Annotated in this window: 11 protein-coding genes; 3 read left to right on the top strand and 8 right to left on the bottom strand. The window is 72.8% G+C overall.

What is annotated here, in order from left to right; translation table 11 throughout:
* The first annotated feature begins 119 nt into the window (after positions 1–119).
* Entirely contained in the window at positions 120–620 is a 501-nt protein-coding gene (locus tag ACFYZ3_RS02550) for a GNAT family N-acetyltransferase (RefSeq protein WP_388513512.1), read from the top strand.
* Positions 621–626: 6 nt separating this feature from the next.
* On the opposite strand, the gene ACFYZ3_RS02555 is transcribed toward ACFYZ3_RS02550, so the two are convergent.
* Positions 627–1,811 (bottom strand): MarP family serine protease, encoded by a 1,185-nt coding sequence (locus ACFYZ3_RS02555; protein ID WP_388513514.1) that lies wholly within the window; start codon positions 1,809–1,811, stop codon positions 627–629.
* Between the two features lie 111 nt (positions 1,812–1,922).
* On the opposite strand from ACFYZ3_RS02555, the gene ACFYZ3_RS02560 reads away from it, so the two are divergent.
* A complete protein-coding gene (locus ACFYZ3_RS02560; protein WP_388513515.1) occupies positions 1,923–2,849 on the top strand; it encodes a peptidoglycan recognition protein in 927 nt (308 codons plus the stop codon).
* A 34-nt stretch (positions 2,850–2,883) separates the two neighbouring features.
* On the opposite strand, the gene ACFYZ3_RS02565 is transcribed toward ACFYZ3_RS02560, so the two are convergent.
* The 7 genes from ACFYZ3_RS02565 to ACFYZ3_RS02595 all read right to left on the bottom strand — a co-directional run bounded on the left by ACFYZ3_RS02565 (position 2,884) and on the right by ACFYZ3_RS02595 (position 14,314).
* Positions 2,884–3,405, bottom strand: a complete 522-nt coding sequence (locus ACFYZ3_RS02565; protein WP_388513975.1) for a DUF4240 domain-containing protein — start codon at positions 3,403–3,405, stop codon at positions 2,884–2,886.
* Positions 3,406–4,037: 632 nt separating this feature from the next.
* Positions 4,038–5,021: a helix-turn-helix transcriptional regulator gene (locus tag ACFYZ3_RS02570; RefSeq protein ID WP_388513517.1), complete on the bottom strand. Its 984-nt coding sequence runs from the start codon at positions 5,019–5,021 to the stop codon at positions 4,038–4,040.
* A gap of 75 nt (positions 5,022–5,096) precedes the next feature.
* Complete coding sequence (gene aceE / locus ACFYZ3_RS02575) at positions 5,097–7,796, bottom strand: pyruvate dehydrogenase (acetyl-transferring), homodimeric type (RefSeq protein ID WP_361007342.1); 2,700 nt, start codon at positions 7,794–7,796, stop codon at positions 5,097–5,099.
* Positions 7,797–8,244: 448 nt separating this feature from the next.
* Positions 8,245–8,868, bottom strand: coding sequence for a GntR family transcriptional regulator (locus ACFYZ3_RS02580; RefSeq protein ID WP_003976633.1), 624 nt, complete (start codon positions 8,866–8,868; stop codon positions 8,245–8,247).
* Between the two features lie 210 nt (positions 8,869–9,078).
* Positions 9,079–10,857 (bottom strand): 2-oxoglutarate dehydrogenase, E2 component, dihydrolipoamide succinyltransferase, encoded by a 1,779-nt coding sequence (sucB, locus tag ACFYZ3_RS02585; protein ID WP_388513518.1) that lies wholly within the window; start codon positions 10,855–10,857, stop codon positions 9,079–9,081.
* Positions 10,858–10,920: 63 nt separating this feature from the next.
* Positions 10,921–12,309, bottom strand: a complete 1,389-nt coding sequence (gene lpdA, locus ACFYZ3_RS02590; protein ID WP_388513519.1) for a dihydrolipoyl dehydrogenase — start codon at positions 12,307–12,309, stop codon at positions 10,921–10,923.
* Positions 12,310–12,769: 460 nt separating this feature from the next.
* Positions 12,770–14,314: a leucyl aminopeptidase gene (locus ACFYZ3_RS02595; RefSeq protein WP_388513520.1), complete on the bottom strand. Its 1,545-nt coding sequence runs from the start codon at positions 14,312–14,314 to the stop codon at positions 12,770–12,772.
* Between the two features lie 253 nt (positions 14,315–14,567).
* Here ACFYZ3_RS02595 and ACFYZ3_RS02600 point away from each other — a divergent pair, with 253 nt between their 5' ends.
* Positions 14,568–15,383: an endo alpha-1,4 polygalactosaminidase gene (locus ACFYZ3_RS02600; RefSeq protein WP_388513522.1), complete on the top strand. Its 816-nt coding sequence runs from the start codon at positions 14,568–14,570 to the stop codon at positions 15,381–15,383.
* Positions 15,384–15,389: the final 6 nt, after the last annotated feature.

Below are 15,389 nucleotides of genomic sequence, written 5' to 3' on the forward strand. Positions count from 1 at the left end.
ATGTGTCCGCCGGCTACGTGTGCGCCGACCACGTGTCCGTCCTCCGTGGGCCCATCCTGCCGGGTGGCCCCGGAAAATCCCCGGACCGGGCCCCGGCACCGCGTCGTACAGTGATCGTCATGCCAGCCCCGCACATACGCCGCGCCAGGTCCGAGGACGAGCACCCGCTGCGCCGGATCGACCTCGAGACCTGGTCCCACCTGCACGCCGTCTCGCCCCCGCCGGGACCGGACGACCCGTTCTTCCGGGACACCTGCGGCCCGGACGCCCACCTGGTCGCCGAACTCGACGGCGCCCTCGTCGGCTATGTCCGCCTCGGACTTCCCACCCCGCTGGCCTCCAACACCCACGTCCGCCAGATCCGCGGCCTCGCCGTCGCCGGCGCGGCCCGCGGCCACGGCGTGGGGCGGGCACTGGTCCGGGCCGCCGTCGAGGAGGCCCGGCACGAGGGCTTCCGCCGGATCACCCTGCGGGTCCTCGGCCACAACACGGCCGCCCGGCGCCTCTACGAATCGGAGGGCTTCGTCGTGGAGGGCGTACAGCCCGAGGAGTTCCATCTCGACGGCCAGTACGTCGACGACGTGCTGATGGGGCAGATGCTGACCGCGCTCACGCCGTGACGGTGCTCACGACGTGAGCGGCTCGCCCGTGTCCACCGCCCGGGTGGCGTCCGCCGCGTCGCGTGCCTCGGGGGCCACCTCGTCCGCCGTCAGCGCGTAGCCGGTCTCCGCGTCGGAGGTGGAACGGGCGAACACCACCCCGTACACCCGGCCGTCGGTGGTCAGCAGCGGTCCGCCCGAGTTGCCGGGGCGGACCGTGGAACGGATCGAGTAGATCTCCCGGGTCACGTTCTCGTCGTTGTAGATGTTCTGGCCGGTGGCGCGGACCCGGTTGGCCACCGTCGCCGCCCGCAGATCCAGGTCGCCGTTCTGCGGATAGCCCGCCACCACCGCGGCGTCGCCGCGCGAGGCGTCCTCGTCGAACCGCAGCACCGGCGCGCTCAGGTCCGGGACGTACAGCACCGCCACGTCCTTGTCCGGGTCGAACAGCACCACCCGCGCCTCGTGCGCCGGGCCCACGCCGCCCACCCGCACACTCGGGTCGTCGATGCCGGCCACCACGTGGGCGTTGGTCATCACGTGCTCCGGCGCGTACACGAAGCCGCTGCCCTCCCGGCCCTGGGTGCCGGTCACGCCCTCCACCTTCACCGTGCTCAGCTTCGCCGCCCGGGTGGCCGCCGCCGTCACGCTGTCGCCGGAGGGTTCGGCGACCTCGGCGGCCGACTCGTTCTCGAACGGGTTGAAGACCTGCGGGAACCCCGCGTCGGCCAGTGCGGACGTCGCTCCCGAGAACCACGCCGGGGTGGTGTCCGGCATCACCCGCTGCACCGCGCCCAGCAGCGACGAGTCCCGGATCGCCGAGGTGAGCAGCGAGGACGAGGACGCCGCGAGCACGCTCGCCGCCACCCAGGCCACGATCAGCGCCGCCGCCGCGTTCGCGACCGCGCCGCCGACCCCGTCGGCCACCCGGAGCGGGCCCGCGGTCATTTCTCCGCGCAGCCGCAGCGCGAGGCGTCCCGCCAGTTCGTGGCCCGCCATCGCCGGCAGCAGCACCGTGACCACCGCGACCACCGTCGCCGCCGTCGAGCCCCGCTCCACCAGGTCCGTCACCCACGGCAGGACCCACACGCCGAGCGCCGCACCGCCCACGAAGCCCGCCAGCGACACACAGCCGGCCACCAGGCCGCGCCGGTAGCCTGAGGCGGCGTAGGCCAGCACCACCAGCGCCAGCACGATGTCGAGCAGGTCCACGCGAACCGCCTTTCTGCCGGGTCCCGGGACCCTCAGTACGTTCCGTGCCGGGCCGATGATCAGCCTGGTGCGCACGACTGTCCGGAAAACGACCATCTGTGCGAGCGAGTTGTGTGCGGGCCGGTCAAGGGTGAAACGCCGTGCACCGGGACGATGGTTCCACCGGGTGGCACAGCACACATCGCGGACAGAGCGGATCCGCCGGACAGTGGGACCATGCGAGTCTTCCGAGGACCGCGCCGGGCCCGGGAGCGACGGGCCGCCCGCATACCCGGCGCCGTGCGCATGCCGACCGCGGCACGGGCGCTGCTCGGCGCCCTGCCCGGGCTGGCCGCCGTCGCCGCGCTCTTCCTGTGCGCGAACGGGGTGGAACGGGCGGCCGACGCCGATGCCGAGGCCGTTCCGGCCGCCGCCGGCGAACGGTACGCCGCACCCCGGCCCGACATCGTGCCCCGGTCGGTCTGGCTGGGCGGCGCCGCCCGCGCCCAGCCCGCCCCGCGCTACGACGACAAGGTGGTCGCCGTCTTCGTCCACCACACGGACACGCCCAACGGCTACGACTGTGCCGACGTGCCGGCCATCCTCCGCGGGGTGTACCAGGGCCAGACCGGCGCCCGGGACTGGGACGACATCGGCTACAACTTCGTCGTCGACCGCTGCGGCACCGTCTACGAGGGCCGGGCCGGCGGCATCGACCGGCCCGTCACCGGCGCCCACACCCAGGGCTTCAACCACCGCACCACCGGGATCGCCGCCCTCGGCACGTACACCGCCGGGGTGCCCGTGCCCCACGAGCTGACCGACGCGATCGCCGCCGTGGCCGCCTGGAAACTCGGCGAGACCGGCACCGATCCGCGCGCGAAGGTCGCCCTGGTCTCCAGCAACGGCCTCAGCCGCTACGCCGCGGGCGCCACCGCCATGCTGCCCGCCGTCGCGGGGCACGACGACGGCTACCAGACCAGTTGCCCGGGCGCGGCGCTCACCGCCCGCCTCGCGGACATCCGGGACACGGCGGCCCGCCTCCAGGGCCGGGCCTGACCACCCGGGCGGGCGGTGCGCCTCGGTCCGCGCGTCACTCCGGTCCGAACCTCGCCCACACGCGTGGCAGGCGCTCGGCGAGGGCGCGGTCGTTCTCCAGGTCGATCGGTGCGCCCAGCGGTTCGGGGGGCGCGGGCGCGATACCCAGGTCCGGGGCGACGGTGCCGGTGAGCTGCTCGTAGGCCTCGTCGGCCGCGTAGCCCAGCTCCTCGCCGTCGCCGTCCAGCTCCTCGTCGAAGTCGTCCAGCAGCTCGGCGAGCGAGTCGGGCTCGTGCACCGCGCCCTCGTACACCTCGCGGCCCTGGCCGATCAGCCAGCACCGGAAGAAGTCGAAGGCGTCGTCGCTCGCCCCGCCGAGCAGCACCCAGGCGGCACCCCACAGGTCCCAGGTGCAGGCGCGGTTGTAACGGGCCTCGAAGTGGCGGGCGAAGTCGAGCACCAGGTCCGGGTCCATGCCGAGCAGCCGCTCCACGAGCAGGTCGGCCTGGTCCTCGGGATCGCCGTCGGCGCGCTGCCGGGCGGCGTCGATCAGCTCCCAGAACTCCGTCTCGTCCATCACGGGTCCAGCATCGGCCCTGGGCGGGGGCGGCGCACGCGGAGTGCGGCGGATCGTTATGTGCGGATGCCTGCGGCGGCCTGTGCGGGTTCGGTGGGGGTGCGGGTAGCGCCGTTTGTGCGGTGGGTGGGTCGGGGCCGCGCCGGGGGGTGTCCGTCCTCGGAACGGCGCGGAATCGGTGGGCTACGGGGGCTCGGGGCGTTGACGCGCCAACCGCTGCGGGCGGACACCCCTCGACACGTCCCCTTCTCGCCGTACGCGGCTTTCCCCACCAACGCTCCGCGTCCCGCCCCTCGCCGTACGCGGCTCTCCCCGACCCGGCGCGGGTCCTGTTACGCCGCCGCCGCAGCTGCGGACAGTCGCCGCCCCCCCGCCGCTGCGGGCAGTCGTGCCGCTGGGGCGGCACGGGTGGGCGGCGGGGGTACCTCCCAGGCCGTTCAGGCACTGGGGGAGGCACCCCGCTACGCCGGGCCGCGTCCCCCTCGCGCCCGCACCCACGCCGGGCACCGGGTGCGACGCCGGGCGCGTGACCCACCCCGCGCCCGCGTCCACCCCGGGCACCAGGCAACGCCGGGCCGCGCGACCCACACCCCCCGGGCAACCGGACCACGCCGGCCCGCGGCACCCGGCGCTCAACCCCCGTACAACCCCGCCAACCGCCGCGCATCCCGCGCGAACCGCTCCCGCAGCGGCGCCGGCGCCAGCACCTCCACCTCCGGCCCCAGCCCCCTGAGCTGCGCGTGCGCGACCTCCTCCGACTCCACCGGCAGCGCCACCGTCACCCAGCCCTCCGCGTCCGGCGCGCCCGCCGCCTCCAGCGCCTCCCGGGCCGACAGCGCGTCGACCGCGTACGGCAGCCCGCGCACCCCCCGTTCCGACAGCCGCACCACGACCTCCGCCCGCAGGATCGACCGCGCGAACTGCTCGGCCCGCTCGGCCCAGAACGCGGGCAGGTCGAAGCCGTCGTCCCGGACGAAACGGTCCTCGGCCGCCTCCACCGCCGTGAACCGGTCGATGCGGTACACGCGGAAGGGCCCGTCGCCCGCCGCCCGCGCCACCCGCGCGCACACGTACCAGACCCCGGCCTTCAGCACGAGCCCGTACGGCTCCAGCTCCCGGACGACCTCGTCCGCCCCGCGCCGGTAGCGCGCGGCCACGCGCCGGTCGTCCCAGACCGCGTCCGCCACCGCGGGCAGCAGCTCGGGCGTCTCCGGCTCGCGGAACCAGTTCGGCGCGTCCAAATGGAAGCGCTGGGCCGCCGTACGGGACGCGTCCCGCAGGGAGGGGAGCAGGGCCGCCGACACCTTCAGGCGGGCCGCCGAGGCCGCGTCCTCCAGGCCCATCTCGCGCAGCGCCCCGGGGACCCCGGACAGGAACAGTGCCTCCGCCTCGCCCCGGGCCAGCCCGGTCAGCCGGGTACGGTAGCCGCCGACCAGGCGGTAGCCGCCGGCCCGCCCCCGCTCCGCGTACACCGGCACGCCCGCCTCCGACAGGGCCTGCGCGTCCCGTGTCACGGTCCGCTCCGACACCTCCAGCTCCCGGGCCAGCTCGGCGGCGGTCATGGTCGGGCGGGACTGGAGGAGCAGCACCATCTTGATGAGGCGGGCAGCGCGCATGCCCACATGATGCAGGAGACGCGGAAGGCCCCCGCCGGGGGCGGGGGCCTTCCGTTCGTCGTGACTCCGGGACCTCTACAGGCCGTAGCGCTCGCGCGCCTCCTTCACGGCCGTCGCCTTGACCTCGCCGCGCCGGGCGAGCTGGGCCAGGGCCGCGACCACGATGGACTCGGCGTCCACGCCGAAGTGGCGGCGGGCGGCGTCACGGGTGTCCGACAGGCCGAAGCCGTCGGCACCGAGCGACGAGTAGTCCTGCTCGACCCACTGCGCGATCTGGTCCGGGACCTGACGCATGTAGTCGGAGACCGCGAGGACCGGACCCTCGGCGCCCTGGAGCGCCCGGCGGACGTACGGCACCCGGTCCTCGCCGCGCAGCAGCGCCGCGTCGGCGTCCATGGCGTCCCGGCGCAGCTCCGTCCAGGAGGTCGCCGACCACACGTCGGCGGCCACGCCCCACTCCTCGGCGAGCAGCCGCTGGGCCTTGAGCGTCCAGTGGATCGCCGTGCCGGAGCCGAGCAGCTGGATGCGCGGGGCGTTGGCGGCCGGGGTCAGGCCCGCCGTCTCCGCGGTGTTGAAGCGGTACAGGCCCTTGACGATGCCCTCGTCCACACCGGACGGCTTGGCCGGCTGCGGCATCGGCTCGTTGTAGACCGTCAGGTAGTAGAAGACGTTCGGGTCCTCGCCCGGGGCCGCCTCGCCGTACATGCGGCGCAGACCGTCCTTGACGATCGCCGCGATCTCGTACGCGAACGCCGGGTCGTAGGAGAGGGCGGCGGGGTTGGTCGCCGCGATGGCGGGGGAGTGGCCGTCCGCGTGCTGGAGGCCCTCACCGGTGAGGGTGGTGCGGCCCGCGGTGGCGCCCACCAGGAAGCCGCGGCCGAGCTGGTCGCCGAGCTGCCACATCTGGTCGGCCGTGCGCTGCCAGCCGAACATCGAGTAGAAGATGTAGAACGGGATCATCGCCTCGCCGTGCGTCGCGTACGCGGTGGACGCGGCGATGAAGTCGGCCATCGAGCCGGCCTCGGTGATGCCCTCGTTGAGGATCTGGCCGTTCTTGGCTTCCTTGTAGTACATCAGCTGGTCGCGGTCGACCGGCTCGTACGTCTGGCCCTTGGGCGAGTAGATGCCCAGGGACGGGAAGAGGCTCTCCATGCCGAAGGTGCGGGCCTCGTCGGGGACGATCGGCACCCAGCGCTTGCCGGTCTCCTTGTCCCGGACCAGGTCCTTGACCAGGCGGACGAAGGCCATGGTCGTCGCGACGTTCTGCGAGCCGGAGCCCTTGTCGAAGGACGCGAACGCCTTGTCGGCGGGGGCGGGCAGCGGTGCGAGCGGGTGGACGCGGCGGGCCGGGGCCGGACCGCCGAGGGCGGCGCGGCGCTCCTGGAGGTAGCGCACCTCGGGGGAGTCGGCGCCCGGGTGGCCGTAGGGGACCACGCCGTCGACGAAGGCGCTGTCCGCGATCGGCAGGCCGAGCAGGTCGCGCATGTCCTTGAACTCGTCCACCGAGAGCTTCTTCATCTGGTGGTTGGCGTTCTTGGACGCGAAGCCGCGGCCGAGGGTGTGGCCCTTGACCGTCTGGGCCAGGATCACGGTCGGCGCGCCCTTGTGGGCGAGCGCGGCCTTGTACGCGGCGTACACCTTGCGGGACTCGTGACCACCGCGGGAGAAGTGGAAGCAGTCGAGGATCTTGTCGTCGGACAGGAGCTTCGCCATCTCGGCGAGCTGCGGGTCCTTGTTGAAGAAGTCCTCGCGGATGTAGGCGGCGTCGCGGGTCTGGTACGTCTGGACCTGGGCGTCCGGTACCTCGCGCAGACGGCGTACGAGCGCGCCGGTGGTGTCGAGCTGGAACAGCTCGTCCCAGGCCGTGCCCCACAGCGACTTGATCACATTCCAGCCGGCGCCGCGGAACTGGGCCTCCAGCTCCTGCACGATCTTGAAGTTGGCGCGGACCGGACCGTCGAGGCGCTGCAGGTTGCAGTTGATGACGAAGGTCAGGTTGTCCAGGCCCTCGCGGGAGGCGAGGGTGAGCGCGGTGGTGGACTCCGGCTCGTCCATCTCGCCGTCGCCGAGGAACGCCCACACGTGGGAGTTGGTCAGGTCCTTGATGCCGCGGCTGGTCAGGTAGCGGTTGAACCGCGCCTGGTAGATCGCGGAGATCGGGCCGAGGCCCATGGAGACGGTGGGGAACTCCCACAGCCAGGGCAGGCGGCGCGGGTGCGGGTAGGACGGCAGCCCGTTGCCGCCGGCCTCGCGGCGGAAGTTGTCCAGCTGCTCCTCGTTGAGGCGGCCGTCGAGGAAGGCGCGGGCGTAGATGCCGGGGGAGGCGTGGCCCTGGATGTAGAGCTGGTCGCCGGAGCCGTCACCCTCCTTGCCCTTGAAGAAGTGGTTGAAGCCCGTTTCGTAGAGCCAGGCCGCGGAGGCGAAGGTGGCGATGTGGCCGCCGACGCCGTACTTGCTGCCGCGGGTCACCATCGCCGCCGCGTTCCAGCGGTTCCAGGCGGTGATCCGCTGCTCCATCGCCTCGTCGCCGTCCACGGTGGGCTCGTCGGCGGTCGGGATGGAGTTGACGTAGTCGGTCTCCAGCAGCTTCGGCAGCGCCAGGCCCGCGCCCTCGGCGCGCTCCAGCGTGCGGCGCATCAGGTACGCGGCACGGTGCGGCCCGGCCGCCTGGGTGACGGCGTCCAGGGAGGCCTGCCACTCGGCGGTCTCCTCGGGGTCGCGGTCCGGGAGCTGGTCGAGCTCGCTCGGCTGGATGGCTTTGGGGTCGGTCGTCATGTCGCCGCCTTCCTCAGTCGAAGGGGGTTCCCTCATCGGCAAGGGTTCGGGGGTGCCCTAGGTCTTTGGCAGGACAGGGCTGGGGCTTGGGTGCTGTAACACCTGCGGCTTCCGCCGCGCGGCCCGTCTGTGACTGTAACTCCCTGATCGATGATCGATCAAAGGGTTGAGGGGCAAAAACTCTTGATCACGAGAAAGTCGGCACGGGGTGCCTTCGGCGATGGCACGGAGTGACCTTGAGGTGGGAGGTTTGTGCAGGTGAGCGCGGTGCGGCTCGGGTGGTTCGGCTGTGTCGCGGGTGCGGGCCCGTCGTGGTTTCTCGCGCAGTTCCCCGCACCCCTGGGAACGGCTGCGCCGCTCTCCAGGGGCGCGGGGAACTGCGCAAACCGGGGTCTGGGGGCGGAGCCCCCAGGGTCGGGACGGGAAGGGGCGGCGGGGGCGAAGAAGACTAGGGGCGGGGGGCGCAGCCGAGGACGTGGGACTTGACGATCTCCGGGATGCGGGGGTCCCGGCGGCGGAAGGCCGCGACCAGCTCCTCGTGCTCCTCCGCGTAGGACTGCTGCACCGTGCCCAGCCACCGTATCGACAGTGCCGTGAACACCTCGATGCCGAGGCCCTCCCACGTGTGCAGCAGCACCGAGTTGCCCGCCGCCCGCACCAGCTCCCGGTGGAAACCCACCGTGTGCCGCACCTGACCGGTGCCGTCGGAGACCCGGTCGGCCTCGTACAGCGCGGCGACGTGCGGCTCCAGGGCCGAGCAGTCCAGGGCGAGCCGGTCCGCCGCCAGCTCGGCCGCGATGGCCTCCAGACCGGCCCGGACGGGGTAGCTCTCCTCCAGGTCGGCGGCGGTCAGGTTCCGCACCCGCACGCCCTTGTTCGGCGCCGACTCGATCAGCCGCAGCGACTCCAGCTCCCGCAGCGCCTCCCGCACCGGCGTCTGGCTGACCTCCAGCTCGGTCGCGATCCGGCGCTCCACGATCCGCTCGCCCGGCTGCCAGCGCCCGCTGATGATCCCTTCCAGGATGTGCTCGCGGATCTGTTCGCGCAGCGAGTGGACGACGGGCGCGGTCATGGGAGCTCCTTCGGGAGGGTCGCCTTTCGGACCCCTGGGGCGGCTGACGCTTAGACAATACGGCCGTCACGGCGGGCGGGAAGGGCGCATGGGGGCGCTTTTACGCAGGTGAGACGAGACTTACACAGCGTGCCCCGGCCGGAACACGGCGATGCCCCCACCCGGGAAGTTCCGGGCGGGGGCATCGCAGGGGCCCACTGGCGGGGGGAATTACAGGCCGAGCTCGACCTCGAACTCGCCCGCCTCCAGGATCGCCTTGACCGCCGTCAGGTAGCGGGCGGCGTCGGCGCCGTCCACCAGACGGTGGTCGTAGGACAGGGTCAGGTACGTCATGTCGCGGACGCCGATGACCGGGCCGTCCTCCGTCTCGATGACGGCCGGACGCTTGACCGTGGCACCGATGCCGAGGATGGCGACCTGGCCCGGCGGCACGATGATCGTGTCGAACAGCGCGCCGCGCGAACCGGTGTTGCTGATGGTGAAGGTCGCACCGGCCAGCTCGTCCGGGCTGATCTTGCTGGCCCGCACCTTGCCCGCCAGGTCGGCGGTCGCCTTGGCGATGCCGGCCAGGTTCAGGTCACCGGCGTTCTTGATGACCGGGGTCATCAGGCCCTTCTCGGAGTCCACCGCGATACCGATGTTCTCGGTGTCGAAGTAGGTGATGGTCCCCTCGGCCTCGTTGATCTTGGCGTTGACCGGGGCGTGGGCCTTGAGGGCCTGCGCCGCCGCCTTGACGAAGAACGGCATCGGCGAGAGCTTGACGCCCTCGCGCGCCGCGAACGCGTCCTTGGCACGGGCGCGCAGCTTCATCAGACGCGTGACGTCGACCTCGACGACCGACGACAGCTGGGCCTGCTCGTGCAGCGCCTTGACCATGTTGTCGCCGATGACCTTGCGGATGCGCGGCATCTTGACGGTCTGGCCACGCAGCGGGGAGGCCTCCAGAACGGGGGCCTTCTTCGCGGCGGGCGCGGCGGGCGCGGCGGCCGGAGCCGGAGCGGCGGCCTTCGCGGCCTCGGCGGCGGCGACGACGTCCTGCTTGCGGATACGGCCACCGACGCCGGTGCCCTTGACGGTGGACAGGTCGACGCCGTTCTCGGCGGCGAGCTTGCGCACCAGCGGGGTGACGTAGGCGCCGTCGTCCACCGGCTGGGCGGCGGCCGGAGCGGCGGCCGGGGCCGGCGCGGGCGCCGGGGCGGCGGGCTGCGGAGCCGGGGCCGGCGGCGCCTGCGGGGCAGGAGCGGCCGGGGCCGGAGCGGCCTGCGTGGGAGCCGGGGCCGGAGCCGCCGGAGCCGGAGCCGGGGTGGGCTCGGGCTGGGCCGGGGCGGCGGGGGCTGCCGGGGCAGCCGCCGGAGCGGCACCCGCCGCACCGATGACGGCGAGCTTGGCGCCGACCTCGGCCGTCTCGTCCTCGCCGACCACGATCTCCAGCAGCGTGCCGGAGGCGGGCGCCGGGATCTCGGTGTCGACCTTGTCGGTCGAGACCTCGAGCAGCGGCTCGTCCTCCTCGACGCTGTCACCGACCGACTTCAGCCAGCGGGTGACGGTGCCCTCGGTGACGGATTCGCCGAGCGCGGGCAGGACCACGTCCGTGCCCTCCGCGGAGCCGCCGGCAGCGGCGTCGGCGGTGGGAGCGGGCGCCGGGGCGGCCTGCTCGGTGGAGGGCGCGGCAGCGGCGGGCTCGGGAGCGGGCTCGGCGGCCTGCTCGGCCTGCGGGGCCTGCGGGGCCTGCTCGGCGGCCGGGGCGCCGCTGCCGTCGTCGATCAGCGCCAGCTCGGCGCCGACCTCGACGGTCTCGTCCTCGGCGACCTTGATGGAGGACAGCACGCCGGAAGCGGGGGCCGGGATCTCGGTGTCGACCTTGTCGGTCGAGACCTCGAGCAACGGCTCGTCGGCCTCGACGCGCTCACCCTCGGCCTTCAGCCAGCGGGTGACGGTGCCCTCGGTGACGCTCTCGCCGAGCGCCGGAAGGGTTACGGAAACCGCCATGGTTTCGGTTGCTCCTTACGAAAGTGCGGAAGTCTGTGTCGTCGCGCCCGAAGACCGAAGCGGTCAGTCGTGCATGTGGAGCGGCTTGCCGGCCAGCGCCAGGTGGGCCTCGCCGAGCGCCTCGTTCTGCGTCGGGTGGGCGTGGATGAGCTGGGCCACCTCGGCCGGCAGCGCCTCCCAGTTGTAGATCAGCTGCGCCTCGCCGACCTGCTCGCCCATACGGTCGCCGACCATGTGGACGCCGACCACGGCACCGTCCTTGACCTGGACCAGCTTGATCTCGCCCGCGGTCTTCAGGATGCGGCTCTTGCCGTTGCCGCCCAGCGGGAACTTGATCGAGACGACCTTGTCCGCGCCGTAGACCTCCTTCGCCTTGGCCTCGGTGAGACCGACGGAGGCGACCTCCGGGTGGCAGTACGTCACCCGCGGCACGCCGTCGTAGTCGACCGGCACGGTCTTCAGGCCGGCGAGCCGCTCCGCCACCAGGATGCCCTCGGCGAAGCCGACGTGCGCGAGCTGGAGGGTGGGGACGAGGTCACCGACGGCGGAGATGGTCGGGACGTTGGTCCGCATGTACTCGTCGACGAGGACGAAGCCGCGGTCCGTCGCGACGCCGTTCTCCTCGTAGCCCAGGCCCTGCGAGACGGGGCCGCGGCCGATGGCGACGAGCAGGACCTCGGCCTCGAACTCCTTGCCGTCGGCGAGGGTGACCTTGACGCCGTCCTGGGTGTGCTCGGCCTTCTGGAAGAAGGTGCCCAGGTTGAACTTGATGCCCCGCTTGCGGAAGGCGCGCTCCAGGAGCTTGGAGCTGTTCTCGTCCTCGACCGGGACGAGGTGCTTGAGGCCCTCGATGACCGTGACCTCGGAACCGAAGGACTTCCACGCGGAGGCGAACTCGACGCCGATGACGCCGCCGCCCAGCACGATCGCGGACTTCGGTACGCGGTCCAGCGTGAGGGCGTGGTCCGAGGAGATGATCCGGTTGCCGTCGATCTCCAGGCCCGGCAGGGTCTTCGGCACGGAGCCGGTCGCCAGCAGGACGTGGCGGCCCTCGACGCGCTGACCGTTCACATCGACGGAGGTGGGGGAGGAGAGCCGGCCCTCACCCTCGATGTAGGTGATCTTGCGGGAGGCGACCAGACCCTGCAGCCCCTTGTACAGGCCGGCGATCACCTCGTCCTTGTACTTGTGCACGCCGGCCATGTCGACGCCCTCGAAGGACGTCTTGACGCCGAACTGCTCGCTCTCGCGGGACTGGTCGGCGACCTCGCCCGCGTGGAGCAGGGCCTTGGTGGGAATGCAACCGTTGTGCAGGCAGGTGCCGCCGAGCTTGTTCTTCTCGATCAGGGCGACGTCCAGGCCCAGCTGCGCCCCGCGCAGGGCCGCGGCATAACCACCGCTACCACCGCCGAGGATCACTAGGTCGAAAACGGTGCTGGCGTCGTTCGCCACGTCACGTCCTCCATGCATGTGCGCCACGCCGGTCTCCAGTGACCGGTCGGCGGCTGGTGTCCGGCCGCTCATTGTTCTCGGCCCTTGGGTGGGCCCTGTCCTGCCGGGCTCCATCTTCGCACTTGTGAGAGGCGAACGAGACGTGGGGCCGGGGTGTGAGACGCCCCACGTTCGCGCTCGTCCCCCACACTACGACCGGCTCCCCGCCCGAACTGTGACGGTCTCCCGATCCGTGGCCCCACCGGCGTGCGGTTCTCTCGGCCGACGCCAGGACCGCCGACCAAGGGGCGCGGGCCTGTGTCGATCTGCGGCTGCGCCGCGTGGGCGCGACGCCCGGCGGTTCGTCGGCCGACGCCGGGACGGCCGACCCAGGGGCGCGGGGAACTGCGCGACGAGCCACGACGGACCCGCAGCCGCACGATCACCCGCGCCCCAAACCTCTTAGGCGCCCCCGGCCCGGCTAGCCCAGCTCACCCGCAGCCGCCAGCTCGGCAACCCGCACCAGCGTCCGCACCGCCGTCCCCGTGCCGCCCTTCGGCGTGTACCCGAACGGCCCGCCCTCGTTGAAGGCCGGACCCGCGATGTCCAGGTGCGCCCAGGTGATGCCCTCGCCGACGAACTCCCGCAGGAACAGACCGGCCACCAGACCGCCGCCCATCCGCTCGCCCATGTTCGCGATGTCCGCGGTCGGCGAGTCCATGCCCTTGCGCAGGTGCTCCGGCAGCGGCATCGGCCACGCCGGCTCGCCGGACTCCTCCGCCGCCTCGTGCACCGCGGAGCGGAACGCGTCGTCGTTCGCCATGATCCCGTACGTACGGCTGCCCAGCGCCAGCATCATCGCGCCCGTCAGCGTCGCCACGTCGATGATCGCGTCCGGCTTGTCCTGCGAGGCCGCCCACAGTGCGTCGGCGAGCACCAGCCGGCCCTCCGCGTCGGTGTTGAGCACCTCCACCGTCTTGCCGCTGTACATGCGCAGCACGTCGCCCGGGCGCGTCGCGGAGCCCGACGGCATGTTCTCGGCCAGCGCCAGCCAGCCGGTCACGTTGACCTCGAGGCCGAGCCGCGCGGCGGCGACCACCGCGGCGAACACGGCGGCGGCACCGGCCATGTCGCACTTCATCGTCTCGTTGTGCCCGGCCGGCTTCAGCGAGATGCCGCCCGAGTCGTACGTGATGCCCTTGCCGACGAAGGCGAGGGACTTCGTCGCCTTGGGCGAGGTGTACGACAGCTTCACCAGCCGCGGACCCGACGCCGAACCGGCGCCGACGCCGAGGATGCCGCCGTAGCCGCCCTTGGTGAGCGCCTTCTCGTCGAGCACCTGCACCTTGATGCCGTGCTCCTTGGCGGCCGCCTGCGCCACCGCGGCGAACGCCTCCGGGTTCAGGTCGTTCGGCGGGGTGTTGACCAGGTCGCGGGCGCGGTTCAGCTCCTCGGCGACGGCCGCGGCGCGCTCGATCGCCGCCTTGTACGCCTTGTCGCGGGGCTTGCCGCCGAGCAGCGCGGCCTCCGCCAGCGGGGCCTTGCCGTTGCCGTTGGCCTTCGCCCTGGCACCCTTGGCGTCCTCGGCCGACGCCTTGTACGCGTCGAAGGAGTACGCGCCGAGCAGCAGGCCCTCGGCGACGACACCGGCGTCGGCGGCCTCGGTGAGCGGCAGGGCGAAGGCGGCCTTCTTGGCGCCGGCCAGGGCGCGGGCGGCCGCGCCGGCGGCCCGGCGCAGCGCCTCGGGGTCGAAACCGGCGTCCTTCTCGGGCTCGGCACCGAGGCCCACCGCCACCACGACGGGCGCCTTGAAGCCGGACGGAGCGGGCAGCTTCGTCACCTCGCCCTCGGCGCCGGAGGCGCCGAGGGTCTCCAGGACGCCGGCGAGCCGGCCGTCGTACGCCTTGTCCACGGCCTCGGCGCCCGGGGCGACGGACGGGCCGCCTGCGCCCTTGGCGACGCCGATCACGATCGCGTCGGCCCGGAGGCCGGGCGCCGCGGCGGTGGAGAGAGTGAGAGCAGTCACGGTGGTGAAATCTCGCTTCCGTATGAAGTCTGGTGTGGCCGAATGCGGGTGGGTCGACCGGGCCCGACATCCGACCCTAGATCCCTCCTGCGATGCGGTCCTCGCCTGGGCAGGCGAACACTCGGCACGAGCCTACGCTCGCGCCCGGCCGCGCTCCCTCCCGCGGGGCCGTGGTTTCCTCGCGGCCGTGCGGGTGGGAGATCATTCCGGGGGCATGCCGCCCACCCGCCTTCCGCACTCTGGAGCACTTCCCGTGAGACGCCCGGTCCTGCCGACAGCCCTTCTCCTGCTGCTGCTTGCCGGCTGCACGTCGGCCCCTGGCGGCGGTGACGACGGCGACGGCGGCGGCGACAGCGCCGGCGAGGCCGCCGGCCACTGGCGGCCGACGCCCGGCACCGCCTGGCAGTGGCAGCTCAGCGGCAGGCTCGACACCTCCGTCGACGTACCGGTCTACGACATCGACGGCTTCGACCACGGCAAGGCCACGGTCGCGGGCCTGCACGAGGACGGGCGCAAGGTCATCTGCTACGTCTCCACCGGCGCCTGGGAGGACTTCCGGCCCGACGCCGACGAGTTCCCGGCGGCGGTGCTGGGCAAGGGCAACGGCTGGGAGGGCGAGCGGTGGCTGGACATCCGTGCGACGGACGTCCTGGAGCCGCTGATGGCCGAGCGTCTCGACATGTGCCGCGACAAGGGCTTCGACGCCGTGGAGCCGGACAACATGGACGGCTACAAGAACGAGACCGGCTTCCCGCTCACCGGCGACGACCAGCTCCGCTACAACCGGCTGATCGCGAAGCTCGCCCACGACCGCGGGATGGCCGTCGGCCTGAAGAACGACCTGGACCAGATCCCGGACCTGGCCGACGACTTCGACTTCGCCGTCAACGAACAGTGCGCCCAGTACGGCGAGTGCGCCGACAACCAGCCGTTCATCGACGCGGACAAGGCGGTCTTCCACGTCGAGTACGAGCTGCCGACCGAGCGCTTCTGCGCCGACTCGCGCGAGCTGCGGCTCAGTTCGATGCTGAAGAAGTACGCACTGGATGCGTGGCAGGAGGCCTGCTGAGCCCGT

It is taken from the genome of Streptomyces sp. NPDC001599 (assembly GCF_042893535.1).
Taxonomy (GTDB): Bacteria; Actinomycetota; Actinomycetes; order Streptomycetales; family Streptomycetaceae; genus Streptomyces.